Here is a 14,973-nt window from a genome sequence, read left to right on the forward strand (position 1 = left end):
CGTGACCACCCGAGGCCGCGACACCACTTTGCCCAGCCCTGCGGCCTCCAAGGCAGAAATCTCCACATTGATGAAGCGGTCGGCCGCTGCATTGAACAAGGAAACCGCGAAGGTGGCCGGGCTGGCAACCGTCTGACCCGCCGAACCTGCGGGCAAATTCACTTGGTTGCCAGGCACAGTCCCTGCTGCCGCTGGTGGGTGACTGGCCCCGACCGACAAGGTGCTGGAGCCGCCTTGCACTTTCAAGGGGATGGCCAGCCCAGCGCCCAAGCGCACCCCGAGTGATTGGCCGAACTGGTCGTCGGCTTCAACGATGCGCGCCTCGATCAAAATTTGGCGCACGGGCACATCCAGCAGCGCCAGCATTTTTTGCAAGTCTTGCAATCGCGCCGGCAAATCGGAGATGAAGAGTTGATTCGTACGCGGCTCGGCCAAAACACTGCCACGGCCACTCAGCCACCGACCTGGGCTGCTACCCGCAGCGCCCCCTTGGAGGCGCTGGGCCACTTCGGTTGCACGGGCATATTGCAATCGCACCGACAACAATTGCATGGGGCTGACCGCCTCCAAGGCCGCTTGGGCATCCAGCTGTTTTTTCTCGCGCATCGCCCATTCACCCTCCGGCGCAATCCAGATCACGCGTCCCTCTTGCCGCGAAACCAAACCCTTGGATTGCAGCACGATGTCCAGCGCTTGTGGCCACGGCACATCATTCAAGCGCACGCTGACTGGCCCCATCACACTGGCGGTTGGCACCAGGTTCAGGCCCGAAGTGTCTGCAAAAACCTGCAGCAATGCTTTGATGTCGATGTTCTGAAAATTCAGGCTGATCGGCTTGTCCTTCAGCGTTGAAGCCAAGGTGTCGGGTCGCTTGGTCAAGACCGGTACAGCAGGCCATGGTTGTCCGTTGTGTTGCGCCAATGCCAAGCCAGCGCCGCTGATGCCCGCCAGCCATAAGCAAATGTGTGCGCCCGATGGGGTGAATCGCGTCATCATTTTTGACTCCCAGTTGTGTAGGCTGGTGGGGAGGGGCCAGCCAACTGCCCTGCCGCCAAGCCTGCGGTTGGTCCGGCTTGGCGCACTTCGGCCCAAGCGAGTGGAAGCCATGGCCCCTTGCCCAAACGCAAGTGCACGCCTTCATCGGTGATGGCCACCACACGGTGTCCCTCCAAGGTCACGCTTTGGCCGGACGTCACCCTGACCGAATGCCCTGCGGCCGTTAAAACCGCTTGACGCTCGCCCCCTTGCTGCCAAAGCCCGGCCAATCGGACACGTGAAAATGGCCATTGGTGCGGGTCATCCGGCAAAACCGCCAAACTGGCCTCGTAATCAGACGATCCATCTGCGCGGGTAGCGGGCGCGTTGCCGTCAGCCGCGCCTGAGTTTGCAGCGCCTGCCATCGCAGCAGCGCCATGGCTTGGGGCAAACAAAGCCACCCGCGAACGACCGGCTGGCTCAGGACCTGTTCGTTCGGTCGCCATCCATGGGCCTGCGCCTGCAAGAGCGCCATCGGCCGAAAGCCCCTCTGCCGGGCGCATCCAAACACGCATCACAGCATCCATTTGCACGATGTCAGGTTTGTCGGTAGCCACCACATGGAAGCGTTCGATGGCACAAATCGGCCCACTTTCGGCGCAAGTGGCCCAGACCCGCACCCAGTCATCGAAGCGCCCCAGCACCCGCCATGCGGCAACGTGGCTGACCAACGCACCGTTGCTCCATCCAGCACCACTGGACGACATGGGCTGCAAAAATTGCAGTCGCAAACCCTGCGCGGACAAAGCTTGCTGCCAAGTGGCCCACAGCGTTTCTGGTCGGGTCGACACAGGCAAGGCGCTCCACAGTCGTTGCGCTTGGGCCACCGATAGGCTGCCAGTGGCCAACTCTTTTGCGGATGCTTGACCAGGGGCACCAGAGGGCACAGCCGCCAATGGTTGCGCCAACCTGGCCTTTTCTCGAAGCGCTGATGCGTAAGCCTCGTTCACCTCCGGCCGCGCCAACCACATGCCGCACAAACCCAAGGCCAAACCAGCCAAGGCATAAACCCAACGGCGCCACCAACGTTCCGCCAAGCGCCGCAGGTGCAGCCAGGCCAAAGCGCCCTTTGGCAAGGCCGTCACACCCCCTGGGAAAAGGGACAGAGGGTTCATGGCTTGGATTTGCCCATGGTGGCGGCAGGGGCCAACGGGCCACTGTGCAGGGCGGGCCAAGTGGTTTCCCAGACAAAACTGACTTGGGATGCAGGCCCGGTGGTCGCCTCTTTGAGGGTCAGGTCTTGCCCCCAATGCTCAGACAAACTTTGCTGGACAGCGGCCATGGTCTCGAAGCGGTTCAACTCGCCATGCAATGCCACATGACCGGCCTCGAACTTCAAGCGCGACAAGCGAAGACCCTTCTCGGCCATGGCTTGCAAGTGCTCATGCACAGCCATCCAAGCCTGCTGGTGGCTGGCGATCTGCTGCAAATGAGCCGCTTGCGCCAATTGCACACGCTGCCGGGTTTCTTGCCGCGCCACTTCCTGGGTCTGTTGTGCGCGCGCAAGCGATGCCAATTGCAAGGCGTTGTGCGCCTTTTGCAGCCGCAGTGTCTCTGCAATTTGCCATTGGTGCCCGGCCCAAGCCAGCAAACTGCCCACCAGCAAGCCAGCCAGACTGGTCCACCAGCGGTGAAACACCCTGCGCTGCTGGGCCAGGCCAGGGTGGTTCAGCAAATTGAACGGGCGCATCACTGCCAAGCCTTCAGGGCCAAACCTGCGGCGACCAAACGAGCGCCACCCGGCGTGGGCATGATCTGTGCAAGGGCCTCCTCGATGGTTTCTTCCGAATCCTCTGGCGGTTCTGTCTGTTCACCCCGGGTGGCTGCCCCCACCAGCGTGTCCAATCGGAATTGCCAGTCTTGTGGTGCCTGGGTCAACAAACTGACCGACCCACCCCTCAAAGCCCGCACACCGCGTTGCGCAGCCTGGTTTTCAATTTCGACTGCGGCCAATCGCCAGCCCGCAGCCCGGGTGCAGTTTTTGAAGGCGCGCATTTGGGCCTGTGCACAGCCTACCCAGTGCACCCTTTGCACCAAGCCATCGTTGTGGGGGGCCGGTTCAAAATCAAAGTTCACCTCTTGTGGCGCCAACTCCAAAGCCTCGGCGACCTCCAGATGAACTTCATCCAGCCAGTCTTCTTTGGGCAAATCTGCAGGAACATCCATGAACCCCTGACGGACCATGGCCGAAGGCAAGGCCATGCTCAGTCGGCGATGCGACCCGCTGCGAGAGTGCCCATGTTGGTGCAAGTGCTGGCTCAAACCGTTCAAGTCGGTCGCGTCGAAGGCTTCTGAAGGCGACCAAGTGACCACTGTTTGAACCTTGACCAGGTCGGCACTTTGCCGACTCAAACCCACCAACACCCAAGCACCGTCGTGCGGTGCCAAACCCCAGGCATGGCGAACGGACCCTCTGGCCCACCGATGCCACCAACGCGTCCATGTCTGCATGCTGAGCCTCCCTGAAAGTGGCTTGGTCGGTCTTGACCGAGCAGTTTTGTAACATGAATCCGCTTGATCGACAATTTTTAAAAACAAAATAACTCATATTTTCATCTGCCCTGGCCCAGACGCCAGGCCGATATTTTTATAATCACCGGGTAGCCTGCGCCTTGTCGGCTGCCCCAACAACCCACCTATGCCCGCCCACCACAACGCCTCGCCAGAAAAACAAAGTCCCTCGGCGCAATCCAGCACGGACAACCTCCTCTCTTGGGCCATCAAGTTGGGCGCGTGGGCCATTGGCCTGGCAGTGGCGGGGCTCGCAGCGCTTTTGCTGGTGGTGGGCGTGGCCATGGTCATCGCCTACCCCAACCTGCCCGATATTTCTGATCTGGCCGATTACAAGCCCAAGTTGCCCCTGCGTGTGTTCACGGCAGATGGCCAGTTGATGGGGGAGTTTGGTGAAGAGCGCCGCAACCTCACACCCATCAAAGACATCCCACAGGTGATGAAAGATGCGGTGTTGTCCATCGAAGACAACCGCTTTTACCAACACGGCGGGGTGGACTATTTGGGCATTTTGCGCGCAGGCATTGCCAACCTCGGCCGCATGAAAAGCCAAGGCGCATCGACCATCACCATGCAGGTGGCGCGCAATGTGTACTTGTCTTCAGAGAAGACCTACACCCGCAAAATTTATGAAATCTTGCTGACCTACAAACTGGAACACTTGCTGACCAAGGACCAAATCCTTGAGATCTACATGAACCAGATCTTCCTGGGCAACCGGGCTTATGGTTTTGCCTCTGCCGCAGAAACTTATTTTGGCAAACCGCTCAAAGACATCACCGTCGCCGAAGCCGCCATGTTGGCTGGCCTGCCCAAAGCGCCCTCGGCTTACAACCCGATCAGCAACCCCAAGCGCGCCCGCTCGCGCCAGCTCTACATCATCGAGCGGATGGAAGACAACCAGTACATCACGGCCGCGCAGGCCAAAGCGGCCAAGACCGAGCCACTCAAACTGCGCTCGGCAGCCGACAAGAAAATCCTGCACGCGGAATACGTGGCCGAAACCGTGCGCCAAATGGTTTTTGCGCAATACGGTCAAGACACCTACACGCGCGGTTTGAACGTCTACACCACCGTGCAGTCGAATGAACAAATGGCCGCCTACAAGGCCTTGCGACAAGGCATCATGGATTTTGAGCGCCGCCAGATTTACCGCGGGCCCGAAAAATTCATCGATTTGCCGGCCGATCCCAAAAAGATGGACGATGCCATCGATGACGCGCTCGAAGAGCACCCCGACAACGGCGACGTGTTGTCGGCCGTGGTGCTGGAGGCATCCCCTCGAAAAGTCGTGGTGATCCGCCAAAACGGGGAGCAAATCACCCTGTCGGGCGATGGCCTCAAACCCGCGCAATCGGGCTTGTCGGACAAGACGCCTCCGGCCAAACAGGTGCGCAGGGGGGCCTTGATCCGCATCACCCAATCTTCCAAGGGGTTGTGGGAAATCACCCAGCTGCCCGAGGTCGAAGGGGCGCTGATTGCGATCACGCCACAAACGGGTGCCATCCGCGCCTTGGTCGGTGGCTTTGACTTTGCCAAAAACAAGTTCAACCATGTGACGCAGGCTTGGCGTCAGCCCGGCTCCAGCTTCAAGCCCTTCATCTATTCGGCGGCGCTGGAAAAAGGCTTCACACCCGCCACCATGGTGAACGACGCACCCTTGTTTTTTGACAGCGGCGTCACCGGCGGACAGCCCTGGGAGCCCAAGAATTACGACGGCAAATTTGACGGCCTGATGAGTTTGCGCACCGGCTTGGCCAAGTCCAAAAACATGGTCTCGATTCGGGTTTTGCAAGCCGTGGGGCCGCGCCCTGCCCAAGAGTGGGTCACCCGGTTTGGCTTTGACGAAGACAAACACCCGCCTTTTTTGACCATGGCATTGGGTGCCGGTTCGGTCACGCCCATGCAAATGGCCACAGGCTATTCGGTGTTTGCCAACGGTGGGCACTTGGTTCAACCCCACTTGATCACCCGCATCAGCGACTTCAAGGACCGCGTGCTGGTGGACAGTCCCGCCGTGGCGCAGTTGGGGGAGACGCCGGTCATACCGGCCAGAAACGCCTTCGTCATGACCAGTTTGCTGCAAGAGGTGACGCGATCGGGCACAGCCGCGCGCGCCCAAGCCACCCTCAAAAGACCCGACATCTATGGCAAAACCGGTACGACCAACGATGCGATGGACGCTTGGTTTGCAGGCTACCAGCCTTACTTAGCGGCCGTGGTCTGGATTGGCTACGACACCCCGCGCAAACTGGGCGACCGCGAAACGGGCGGTGGCCTGAGTTTGCCGGTGTGGATCAGTTTCATGGAAACCGCTTTGCGCAGCTTGCCTGTCGCTGAGCCGCCCGTCCCTGGGGGTGTGGTGAATGTGGGTGGCGATTGGATGTACGAAGAATACGCCAAAGGGGGTGGCATCAGCACCTTGGGTTCTGGCCAAGACAGTTCCGGGAAAAGTACCAACGCCATACCGCCCACCGAAGAGCGCAACCGTATTTTGGATTTATTCAGGAATTGAGACTGACACCGACTCCTGCGCGGGCTGGCCCCGCTCAGCTTGTCAGAGCTTGAAAGACAGGGTTTGTCCGGCCTGTTCTGAGGCGTAGCGCGAAAGACTCTCCCAAAACTCGCCCTGCCCCTTGGTGTCCATCCAGTGCTCGCCGTCAAATTTGTAATGAAAACCACCGCAACGTGCCGCTAACCACACCTCGTGCAAAGGCTTTTGCAAATTGATGACGATTTGGCTGCGGTTGGGGAAGGTGAGTGTGACCATGCCGCCCGAACGCTGGTTGTCGATGTCGGCGTCGGTGTCGTCGTTCAAGCGATCGCTGCTGATCTCCACACCAGACAGGAGGCGCTCAGCTTGGTCCAGAAATTCAAGGTCGGTCATTACAATCGCTGCATGTTGAAGGTCATTCAGATTCTAGTCACAGCGCATGCCCTTGTTGGCGGTGCGGCGATGTTGAGCGCTTGCGGACAAAAAGGCCCCCTTTTTACACCCAACACGGCCGAGTCTGCCGGACGCGCCACCCTGACGCAAACCCTCAACCCATGGCGTGACCCGAACGCGCCAGGAACCCCCGCCACGGCTCCCCTCAGTCCACCTGCAGCCCCTGCTGCCACCCCACGATGAACGCCATTGACGCATCTCAAGGCCTGCCCGGCCAGCCCCACATCGCCTACCAAGGCGAGCAACTCATGGTCGAGGGCGTGCGCCTGTCTGACCTGCCCCGTGAACACGGCACGCCTTTGTTTGTCTATTCCAAAGCCGCCATGCTGTCGGCACTGGCGGCCTACCAACGCGGCTTTGCTGGTCGAAAAGCACAAATTTGCTATGCCATGAAGGCCAACTCCACCCTGGCTGTGCTGCAGGTGTTTGCCGAGGCCGGTTGCGGCTTTGACACCGTCTCTGGCGGGGAGTTGGCACGTGTTTTGGCCGCAGGCGCAGACCCGGCCAAAGTGATCTTTTCGGGAGTGGGCAAAACCCGCGCGGAAATGAAGCAAGCCCTGCAAGTGGGCATTGGCTGCTTCAACGTGGAAAGCGAAGCAGAGCTGGATGTGCTCAGCGAGGTGGCACTCAGCCTGGGAAAGCAAGCGCCCGTGAGCCTGCGCGTGAACCCCAATGTGGACGCCAAAACCCACCCCTACATTTCCACCGGCCTCAAAGGCAACAAATTTGGCATCGCCCACGAAGATGCCTTGCGTGCATACCAACATGCCGCCCGCTTGCCGGGCCTGAAAGTGGTGGGCATTGACTGCCACATCGGCTCGCAAATCACCGAAACCACGCCCTACCTGGACGCCATGGACCGGGTGCTGGATCTGGTGGCTGAAATCGAGGCCGCGGGCATCCCAATTGCCCACATCGACTTTGGTGGAGGCCTGGGCATCAACTACAACGGCGACACCCCGCCCGATGCCGATGTGCTGTGGGCACAGTTGCTGGCCAAGCTCGATGCGCGCGGCTATGGCGAGCGCCAGATCATGATCGAGCCGGGCCGCTCGCTGGTGGGCAACGCCGGTGTGTGCCTGACCGAGGTGCTGTACCTCAAGCCGGGTGAGCAAAAAAATTTCTGCATCGTCGATGCCGCCATGAACGACCTGCCTCGCCCGGCCATGTACCAGGCCTTTCACCAGATCGTGCCCGTGTATTTGCCGCAGGGCGATGGCTCGGGCGCAGGCGCGGTGTATGACATCGTGGGCCCGGTGTGTGAAAGCGGCGACTGGATTGGCCGTGACCGCCAGTTGCAAGTTCAAGCGGGTGATACGCTGGCCGTTTTATCGGCAGGCGCCTACTGCATGAGCATGGCCAGCAACTACAACACCCGAGGCCGAGCTGCCGAGATTCTGGTAGACGGCAGCCAAGCGCACCTGATTCGCCAGCGCGAGTCGGCTTTCGACACTTTCGCGCTCGAGCAATTGGTCTGATCTGAGCGCGCAAATTGCCGGGTAGCGGGCCCCTCAGCGCCTGGCTTGACGCGCCCAGCGCCCCAGACGCCAAGCCAACAAGAGCGCCAGCACCGCGGCATAAACAAAGACTTCGTTGAAGTCGTTTTTGCCCGCGCGCATCCAGGCAAAGTGGAGCACAGCCAGCACCGCCACCGCGTACACACTGCGGTGCAGCATTTGCCAACGCCTGGCCCCCAGCGCGCGGATGGCGCGGTTGAACGAGGTCAGGGCCATCGCACTGAGCAGCAGCCAAGCGACAAAGCCGACCAAGATGAAGGGGCGTTTGGGGATGTCGACCCAGATATCGGCCAAGTCCAGACCCATGTCGAACAGGGCATAACAAGCCAGGTGCAGCATGGCATACCCATACGTGAGCAATCCCAGCAAACGGCGAAACCGCGCGAGCTCAGGCCAAGCGAGCGCTGTGCGCAAGGGCGTGACAGCCAAGACCACGCACAGGCTGCGCAAGGTCCAATCGCCTGTGGCCCGGGTCAAAAATTCGGTGGGGTTGGCGCCCAACTGGTCCAACACAGTGAGCCCAACAAGCCAGGCCAAAGGCAACAAACCCGCCAGCAGCATCAGCCACCAAGCGGCGGGTTGCCGAAGCCACTGGCGCATCAGAAAAATTTCTTCAAATCCATGCCCGCGTACAACTGGCCCACTTGCGGCTCATAGCCGTTGAACATCAAGGTTTTGCGCTTTTTGGCCAGCAGCCCGTCTTCGCCGATGCGCCGCTCGGTGGCCTGACTCCAACGCGGGTGGTCGACCAAAGGGTTCACGTTGGAATAAAAGCCGTACTCTTGCGGCAGGGCTTTTTCCCAGGACGACACCGGCTGCTTGTCGGTGAAACGGATCTTGACCAAACTTTTGCCGCTTTTGAAGCCGTACTTCCAGGGCACCACCAGGCGCACCGGCGCACCGTTTTGCTTGGGCATGACTTCGCCGTACATGCCAAAAGCCAGCAGGGTCAGCGGGTGCATGGCTTCGTCCATGCGCAAAGCTTCGACATAAGGCCAGTCCAATGAGCCGCCACGCAGACCCGGCATGGTCTTGGGGTCGGCTTGGGTGATGAACTCCACAAACTTGGCACCCGCTTGAGGCTCGACCCGGCGGATCAACTCGGACATCGAGTAGCCGATCCAGGGGATCACCATCGACCAGCCTTCGACGCAGCGCAAACGGTAAACCCGCTCTTCCATCGCACCCCATTTCATCAGGTCTTCCAGGTTCACGCGACCCGGCTTTTTGACCAAGCCTTCAATCTCGACCGACCAAGGCTGGGTGACCAGGGTGCGCGCCCGCTTGGCCGGATCGGCTTTGTCGGTGCCAAATTCGTAAAAGTTGTTGTAGGTGGTGGCGTCTTTGTAGGCGGTCAGCTTGTCCATGGTCAGCGCACCGGGCACAGCCGACAACACCGAGGCCAAAGCGGCCAGCTGGCCAGCGCGAGGGGTTTGCGCGCGGGCCTCGCGCAGGCCCCAAGCGGCCAAAGCCACGCCGGCCGAGCCTGTGGCCATCTGACGAATGATGTCGCGCCGTGTCTGGTAAATCGATGCGGGCGTGATCTCGCTGCCCATCGGGTGCTGAAAACCGGATTTGTCGGATTGAATGAGCATGTTGAACCTTGCTGATGTCGAAAAATACGAACAGGCATTTTGAACCGATTCAAAACCCCTCGTCCAGTCGGACTGTCGATGCCTTGGTGAAGAGCAAGTCCACACCCTTCGAAAAAGGCGGGCGCTCAGGGCTTGGGCTGGTGCAGACGCCGTCCGCACCCAGAGCCCATCACAGCGTCCCGTAGCTGTGCAGGCCGCTCAAAAACATGTTCACGCCCAAGAACGCAAACGTCGTCACCGCCAAGCCCATCAGGGCCCACCAGGCGGCCACGGTGCCACGCAGGCCTTTCATCAGGCGCATGTGCAGCCAGGCAGCGTAGTTGAGCCAGACGATCAAGGCCCAGGTCTCTTTCGGGTCCCAGCTCCAGTAGCCACCCCAGGCTTCGGCGGCCCACAAAGCACCCAGCACAGTGGCGATGGTGAAGAAGGCGAAACCCACAGCGATGGCTTTGTACATCACATCGTCGAGGATTTCAAAAGACGGCAAACGCTCTGCGATGCGGCGGCGGCCCAACAAAATACCTGCCACGATCAGTGCCGAAATACCAAAGTACACCATCCAGTAACTGCTTCCCCCTTCGGTGGGGGACCTGCGGAACACCACAGGCTCAAAACACAGCACGATGCCCAAGAGCCACAAGGGCGCGAGCTTGTACCAACGGGTCTCGCCGGCGGTTTGCTTGATCAAATAGGCAAAAGCCACCATGGCGGCCAAGGCAAAGGTGCCATAGCCAATGAAGTTGGCCGGCACATGGATCTTCATCCACCAGCTTTTGAGGGCGGGCACCAGCGGTTGAATCACGTGCGCCTCACGTACCAGCGTGTACCAGAGCAAAAAGCCCACCGCAGCGCTGACCACCAGCATCACAAACGCACCCAAAGCGCGGGTTTTGTACTGCGCTTCGTAATACAGATAAAACGCTGCCGTCATCCAGCAAAACATGATGAAGACTTCATACAAGTTGCTGACCGGGATGTGCCCGATGTCAGGGCCCAACTGATGGCTTTCGTACCAACGCACCAAAGTGCCGATCAGGGCCAGTCCCACGGCCACCCAGGCCATGCGCGAACCCAGGGTCTCCATCGCATCGCCTTGACCGCGAATGAACATGCCTGCCCAATAAAAGACGGTGCTGATGAAAAACAGCAGGCTCATCCACAAAATGGCCGATTGGCTTGACAGGAAGTATTTGAGCAAGAACACCTGCTCGGACCGTGCCAGATCGCCTTGGTACAGGTAAATGGCCAAAAGCGACAAGCCCGTGACCACCAACATCAAGGTGCGCAGGGGTCGCCAAAACCAGCCCAACCAAACGGCTGCTGGCAAGGTGCAGATCAAAATGGCTTGCTCGTACACATCCATCGCCTGCTGGTAGCGGCTGAAGGCGAACACCGTGCCCAGCAACGCCAGCAGGGCAAAGCCCCAGTCCAGGGGCGAACGGCTCGAGAGATAGCCTGGGTTCAAAGTCACAGTCGTCATGGTGTTTTCTCGGAGCGGCCCAGCAAACGGGCCGTCAGTTGTTCAAATTCACGGTCTACGTCCATGGTCTTGCGGTTGGACGACAAGGCCACAGTCGCTTGAGCGCCCTCACCCAGGGGCGAGAGCCAGACCCACAAGCGACGGTCCCGAACATACAGCATTGCAAAAATACCCAGAATCAAAAGGGCACAGCCCAGGTACACGATCGACTGACCCGGCGCTCTGGCCACTTGGAACACGCTGGCTTGCACTTGCTTGAAATCTTTGAGCAGGAATGTCATGGGCGCAGAGTAAAACGGCGCATCGGACAGCGCCAAAACCGCTTGCGACATGAAGCCTTGGATGTTGTCTTCCGGCAAGGGTTTGGCAGCCGCTTGCTCGCGGGCCACGGTGTCCAACTCCAGCAGGCTGCCGTTCAAGATGCGCACAAACATTTCACTCGCTCGGGCGCGCTCGGCCTCGGGCACATTGGCTTCCAAAAAGTCCGCCAAGGCCTGCAAGCCCGCGACTTTTTTGCCTTGGACTTTTTCTTGGCCCGCAAACAAGCCCAAGGCCCGCTGAGCCGAATCGGCCAATTGCTGTGTCAATTCGGGGCGCTTCGAGTCCACCGATTTGCGGGCATAACGCTGGACCGCTCGCTCGCGCAGCGCGGGCGTTTCCAAAGCGGCGCGCAATCGGATGAAGCCGGTCAACTCGCCGTTTTCGTCCGCTGGTGGGCGCAGGTAGCGGTAAGGCTCACTGGGGGTTTCGCGCATGCCCAGCAAAAACACCGGCACGCCGTCGCCAGCGTCCACCGGCAGCATGTAGTTGTTGTATTCACGGGCCTGGCCGGCCGCATCGCGCAACTTGTAGCTCACGCTGGGGCCGACGTTGCGCAATGTTTGGGTTTGGGTGGTTTTGTTTCCGGCCCCCATGCGCGCCTCCAGCGAACTGCGCAAATCGACCTTGCGCACATCCACACCTGTGCCCTTGGGGCCTTCACCGCCGGAGAGGTTTTCCACGTTGATGACGCGCAGCCCGGTGAACTCCAGGCTCATTTTTTCGCTGCCATTGGTCAAGTCGGTGCTGCCACCAATGGTGCCTTCCACCTCAAACGACCGCGTGGCCGCCGACATGGGCACGGCTTGCAGTTTCACGCTGGAGCCGCCGTCGTCAAAGCTGGACTGGTAGATGTTGATGCCCTTGAAACTGGCCGGATGGTTCACCTCGACACGGGCTTCTTTCTTCTCGCCTGTAGCTTTGTCGTGAATGACGATGTCGCTGGCAAACAGTTTGGGCATGCCGGTCGAGTAGTACTCGACGATGAACTTTTTCAACTCAATGACAAAGGGCAACTCTTGCAGCAAGATGCCATTGGACTGGTTCAGTATCGCGGTGCCGGAGGCGGTGTCTTCGGCCACCAGCAAGTTGGCACGGAATGCCGGGTTTCGCTCCGACAAGCGGTGCTTTTCAGGGACATCGACGATGAGGCCGCCGCCGTTGTAAATTTCCTTGCCGCCAAACCACATCTGGGCCCGCACCATCAAATCACCGTCGAGCAAACCGCCTACACACACCAGCACAATGGCCGAGTGGGCCGCGATGTAGCCGATCTTGTTAACTGCACCCGCCTTGGCCGCCAGCATCCAGCCCTTGCCCGCTGCCGTGTCCCGCTCTTGCAGCTTGACCTTCCAGCCACCGGTGGCCAACAGGGCCCCCAATCGCTGGGCAGCGGCTTCGGGCCTTTCGTTCAACGGCCCTTCGGCCTTGTGGTGGAAAGCCTTGAGGCTTTGCTCTCGGATGTTTTCCTTGTAGTTCTTCAGGTCCACCAATATCTTGGGCGCGTTGCGTGCAATGCACAAACTGGTGCTGAGCACCAAGAAAGCCAAAATGAGCAAAAACCACCAGGCGCTGTAGACCGTGTTGAGCTTGAGGGTGGTGAACAACTCGGCCCAAAACGGACCGAATTGGTTGACGTAATTGACGCTGGGTTCGTTTTGCTTGAGCACCGTGCCAATGACCGAGGCGATGCAGATGATGGTCAACAACGAGATGGCGAAACGCATGGACGACAGCAACTCGATCACCGCCTGCCCTCGGGGCGAGCCGCGCCCGGTTTCAGGGCTGGAAGCAACAGTCGTCATGGGGTGATCAAGAAGAGAGCCCAAAAAGGGGTTTGACAAACAAAGGCAGGACAGGGGCCGCCAAAAACAAGGAAGGCCGGAAAAACCGGCCTTCGAACAAGTCATATTGGCCGAAGCCAATTGTGCCGTAGGGGTCTTTGTCTTGGCTTAAATCCCCCTGAAACCAGCAGGTCAAGCCGGACAGCAGCCCGACCGGGTTTCAGCGCAAACCAGCGATGTAGTCAGACACGGCCTTGATTTCGCGGTCGTTCATTTTGGCCGCCACTTGGGTCATCTGCAGATTGTTTTTGCGAACGCCATCCCTGAAATAAACCAACTGTGCTGCCGTGTAGTCGGCGTGTTGGCCCGACAAACGGGGGTATTGCGCTGGCATGCCCGCTCCGTTGGGCGAATGGCAGCTGGCGCAAGCAGCGATCTGGCGATCTGGAATACCGCCACGGTAAATGCGTTCACCCAATGCCACAGTGTCTTTTTCTTTGGCGAAACCGGGCTTGGCTGGCTTGGAGGCCAACCAGTAAGAGATGTTGCGCATGTCATCGTTGCTCAAGCCGGCTGCCATGCCACTCATGACGGCGTTGGCACGCTTGCCCGACTTGTACTCTTGCAACTGCTTGATCAGGTATTCAGGGTGTTGCTGGGACAATTTGGGGTTGCCCGGGATGGCCGAATTGCCATCAGCTGCATGGCAGGCCACGCACATGGCAAAAGAAGCTTCGCCTTTGGCCAGATCGGGTTTGGCCACAACGGGGGCAGGACCTGCTGCCAGTGCCGTACCCACCATGACAACAGCGGTGGTGGTGGCCAAAGTGGCGGTCTTCAGGAGAGAAACAATTGACTTCATGGTCGTCGTCCAATAGTTGGAAGAAGGGGGCGCAAAACCCAAGGATTCTACAATGAGGTCCGCGTCAGTTTCCTGACGACCCAAGGTATCCCTGATTTATGAGCTCCCGCCCGCCCGTTCGCGTCTCTGCAAGCCGCAAAGTTCCCAAAACCGCCAACACGGTTGTCAGCGCTGCAGCGCCCGCGGTGCAGGCATCACCCGGCGCTCCGGCTGCCGCCGTCACCCCCATGGGCTGGATGCACACCGCCCGGTTCTTGACCACGGCCGCGCAATTGCACCACTTGCCCGACATGGACACCCCGGAGATCGCTTTTGTGGGCCGCTCCAACGCGGGCAAATCGACCTGCATCAACACCCTGACCCAGAAAAAACAGCTGGCTTTTGCTTCCAAGAAACCCGGCCGCACCCAGCACATCAACCTGTTTGCCTTGGGCAAACAAGGCATCACCGACGCCGTGCTGGCCGACTTGCCAGGCTACGGTTACGCTGCCGTGGCCAAAATGGACAAGCTGCGCTGGCAGCAGGTCATGGCCAACTACTTGGTCAGCCGCGGCAACCTGACCGGTATTGTCATGATGTGCGACCCCCGCCACGGCCTGACCGAGCTCGACGACATCCTGCTCGAAGTGATCCGCCCCCGGGTGGAAGAAGGCCTGAAGTTTCTGATCATCCTGACCAAAGCCGACAAGCTGACCCGCGCTGAGCAGGCCAAAGCCTTGTCGATCGCGCGACTGCAAGCCGGCGGCGGTGAGGTGAAACTGTTCTCTGCCCTGAAAAAACAAGGCGTGGACGACGTGGCCCAACTGCTGTGGGACTGGACCCACCCTGCTGCGGGCGCTGCAGCTGCCCCTCTCAAAGCTGCCGAGCCGACCGAAGAAGTACCCGAAGCCCTGGACGAGTGAGCCTGCGCTGACATCAGCCCCG

Annotated in this window: 14 protein-coding genes; 4 read left to right on the forward strand and 10 right to left on the reverse strand. The window is 59.8% G+C overall.

The features are described 5' to 3' along the window. From Q0O19_RS10770 to Q0O19_RS10785, 4 genes are all read right to left on the reverse strand, one after another. The coding region (locus tag Q0O19_RS10770; protein ID WP_295522853.1) for a secretin N-terminal domain-containing protein at positions 1 to 996 on the reverse strand (996 nt) is incomplete at its 3' end. Further along, positions 993 to 2,150: a hypothetical protein gene (locus Q0O19_RS10775; protein ID WP_295522854.1), complete on the reverse strand. Its 1,158-nt coding sequence runs from the start codon at positions 2,148 to 2,150 to the stop codon at positions 993 to 995. The genes Q0O19_RS10770 and Q0O19_RS10775, both read right to left, overlap by 4 nt. Next, positions 2,147 to 2,725 carry a hypothetical protein gene (locus Q0O19_RS10780; protein ID WP_295522856.1) on the reverse strand — a complete coding sequence of 193 codons (579 nt, stop codon included), beginning with the start codon at positions 2,723 to 2,725 and terminating at the stop codon, positions 2,147 to 2,149. The genes Q0O19_RS10775 and Q0O19_RS10780 overlap by 4 nt, the downstream gene beginning before the upstream one ends. After that, positions 2,725 to 3,486 carry a hypothetical protein gene (locus Q0O19_RS10785; RefSeq protein ID WP_295522858.1) on the reverse strand — a complete coding sequence of 254 codons (762 nt, stop codon included), beginning with the start codon at positions 3,484 to 3,486 and terminating at the stop codon, positions 2,725 to 2,727. The genes Q0O19_RS10780 and Q0O19_RS10785 overlap by 1 nt, the downstream gene beginning before the upstream one ends. Before the next feature lie 187 nt (positions 3,487 to 3,673). On the opposite strand from Q0O19_RS10785, the gene Q0O19_RS10790 reads away from it, so the two are divergent. Further along, on the forward strand, positions 3,674 to 6,061 hold the full coding sequence (locus tag Q0O19_RS10790) for a penicillin-binding protein 1A (RefSeq protein WP_295522860.1): 2,388 nt from the start codon (positions 3,674 to 3,676) through the stop codon (positions 6,059 to 6,061). A 42-nt stretch (positions 6,062 to 6,103) separates the two neighbouring features. Here the strand turns inward: Q0O19_RS10790 and cyaY are convergent, their stop codons facing one another. Further along, a complete protein-coding gene (gene cyaY / locus Q0O19_RS10795; RefSeq protein ID WP_295522862.1) occupies positions 6,104 to 6,433 on the reverse strand; it encodes an iron donor protein CyaY in 330 nt (109 codons plus the stop codon). 12 nt (positions 6,434 to 6,445) lie between these two features. Between cyaY and Q0O19_RS10800 the strand changes: the two genes are divergently transcribed. Together Q0O19_RS10800 and lysA are read left to right on the forward strand one after the other, a co-directional pair. Next, complete coding sequence (locus tag Q0O19_RS10800; RefSeq protein WP_295522864.1) at positions 6,446 to 6,676, forward strand: lipoprotein; 231 nt, start codon at positions 6,446 to 6,448, stop codon at positions 6,674 to 6,676. Next, positions 6,673 to 7,971, forward strand: coding sequence for a diaminopimelate decarboxylase (lysA, locus tag Q0O19_RS10805; RefSeq protein ID WP_295522866.1), 1,299 nt, complete (start codon positions 6,673 to 6,675; stop codon positions 7,969 to 7,971). The genes Q0O19_RS10800 and lysA overlap by 4 nt, the downstream gene beginning before the upstream one ends. Before the next feature lie 33 nt (positions 7,972 to 8,004). On the opposite strand, the gene Q0O19_RS10810 is transcribed toward lysA, so the two are convergent. The 5 genes from Q0O19_RS10810 to Q0O19_RS10830 all read right to left on the reverse strand — a co-directional run bounded on the left by Q0O19_RS10810 (position 8,005) and on the right by Q0O19_RS10830 (position 14,049). Further along, the gene (locus Q0O19_RS10810) at positions 8,005 to 8,610 is read right to left on the reverse strand and encodes a sulfite oxidase heme-binding subunit YedZ (protein ID WP_295522868.1); all 606 of its coding nucleotides are present in this window, start codon (positions 8,608 to 8,610) and stop codon (positions 8,005 to 8,007) included. Then, positions 8,610 to 9,605: a protein-methionine-sulfoxide reductase catalytic subunit MsrP gene (gene msrP / locus Q0O19_RS10815; protein WP_295522870.1), complete on the reverse strand. Its 996-nt coding sequence runs from the start codon at positions 9,603 to 9,605 to the stop codon at positions 8,610 to 8,612. Before msrP ends, Q0O19_RS10810 begins: the two co-directional genes overlap by 1 nt. A gap of 169 nt (positions 9,606 to 9,774) precedes the next feature. Next, positions 9,775 to 11,085 (reverse strand): c-type cytochrome biogenesis protein CcsB, encoded by a 1,311-nt coding sequence (gene ccsB / locus Q0O19_RS10820; protein WP_295522872.1) that lies wholly within the window; start codon positions 11,083 to 11,085, stop codon positions 9,775 to 9,777. Next, positions 11,082 to 13,208 (reverse strand): cytochrome c biogenesis protein ResB, encoded by a 2,127-nt coding sequence (locus Q0O19_RS10825; RefSeq protein ID WP_295522874.1) that lies wholly within the window; start codon positions 13,206 to 13,208, stop codon positions 11,082 to 11,084. Before Q0O19_RS10825 ends, ccsB begins: the two co-directional genes overlap by 4 nt. 199 nt (positions 13,209 to 13,407) lie before the next feature. Beyond that, complete coding sequence (locus tag Q0O19_RS10830; protein ID WP_295522876.1) at positions 13,408 to 14,049, reverse strand: c-type cytochrome; 642 nt, start codon at positions 14,047 to 14,049, stop codon at positions 13,408 to 13,410. Between the two features lie 227 nt (positions 14,050 to 14,276). Here Q0O19_RS10830 and yihA point away from each other — a divergent pair, with 227 nt between their 5' ends. Next, complete coding sequence (yihA, locus tag Q0O19_RS10835) at positions 14,277 to 14,951, forward strand: ribosome biogenesis GTP-binding protein YihA/YsxC (protein ID WP_295522877.1); 675 nt, start codon at positions 14,277 to 14,279, stop codon at positions 14,949 to 14,951. The last annotated feature ends 22 nt before the right edge of the window (positions 14,952 to 14,973 follow it).

The organism is Limnohabitans sp. Rim8 (genome assembly GCF_945869175.1).
GTDB lineage: Bacteria > Pseudomonadota > Gammaproteobacteria > Burkholderiales > Burkholderiaceae_C > Limnohabitans_A.

Excerpts from the sequence above, each read along its gene's own strand:
- yihA (WP_295522877.1), top strand. The coding sequence starts at position 14,277 with ATGGGCTGGATGCACACCGCCCGGTTCTTGACCACGGCCGCGCAATTG.
- Q0O19_RS10810 (WP_295522868.1), bottom strand. The coding sequence starts at position 8,610 with ATGCGCCAGTGGCTTCGGCAACCCGCCGCTTGGTGGCTGATGCTGCTG.
- lysA (WP_295522866.1), top strand. The coding sequence starts at position 6,673 with ATGAACGCCATTGACGCATCTCAAGGCCTGCCCGGCCAGCCCCACATC.
- msrP (WP_295522870.1), bottom strand. The coding sequence starts at position 9,605 with ATGCTCATTCAATCCGACAAATCCGGTTTTCAGCACCCGATGGGCAGC.
- Q0O19_RS10785 (WP_295522858.1), bottom strand. The coding sequence starts at position 3,486 with ATGCAGACATGGACGCGTTGGTGGCATCGGTGGGCCAGAGGGTCCGTT.
- Q0O19_RS10825 (WP_295522874.1), bottom strand. The coding sequence starts at position 13,208 with ATGACGACTGTTGCTTCCAGCCCTGAAACCGGGCGCGGCTCGCCCCGA.
- Q0O19_RS10800 (WP_295522864.1), top strand. The coding sequence starts at position 6,446 with ATGTTGAAGGTCATTCAGATTCTAGTCACAGCGCATGCCCTTGTTGGC.
- Q0O19_RS10790 (WP_295522860.1), top strand. The coding sequence starts at position 3,674 with ATGCCCGCCCACCACAACGCCTCGCCAGAAAAACAAAGTCCCTCGGCG.
- Q0O19_RS10780 (WP_295522856.1), bottom strand. The coding sequence starts at position 2,725 with ATGCGCCCGTTCAATTTGCTGAACCACCCTGGCCTGGCCCAGCAGCGC.
- ccsB (WP_295522872.1), bottom strand. The coding sequence starts at position 11,085 with ATGACGACTGTGACTTTGAACCCAGGCTATCTCTCGAGCCGTTCGCCC.
- Q0O19_RS10775 (WP_295522854.1), bottom strand. The coding sequence starts at position 2,150 with ATGAACCCTCTGTCCCTTTTCCCAGGGGGTGTGACGGCCTTGCCAAAG.
- cyaY (WP_295522862.1), bottom strand. The coding sequence starts at position 6,433 with ATGACCGACCTTGAATTTCTGGACCAAGCTGAGCGCCTCCTGTCTGGT.
- Q0O19_RS10830 (WP_295522876.1), bottom strand. The coding sequence starts at position 14,049 with ATGAAGTCAATTGTTTCTCTCCTGAAGACCGCCACTTTGGCCACCACC.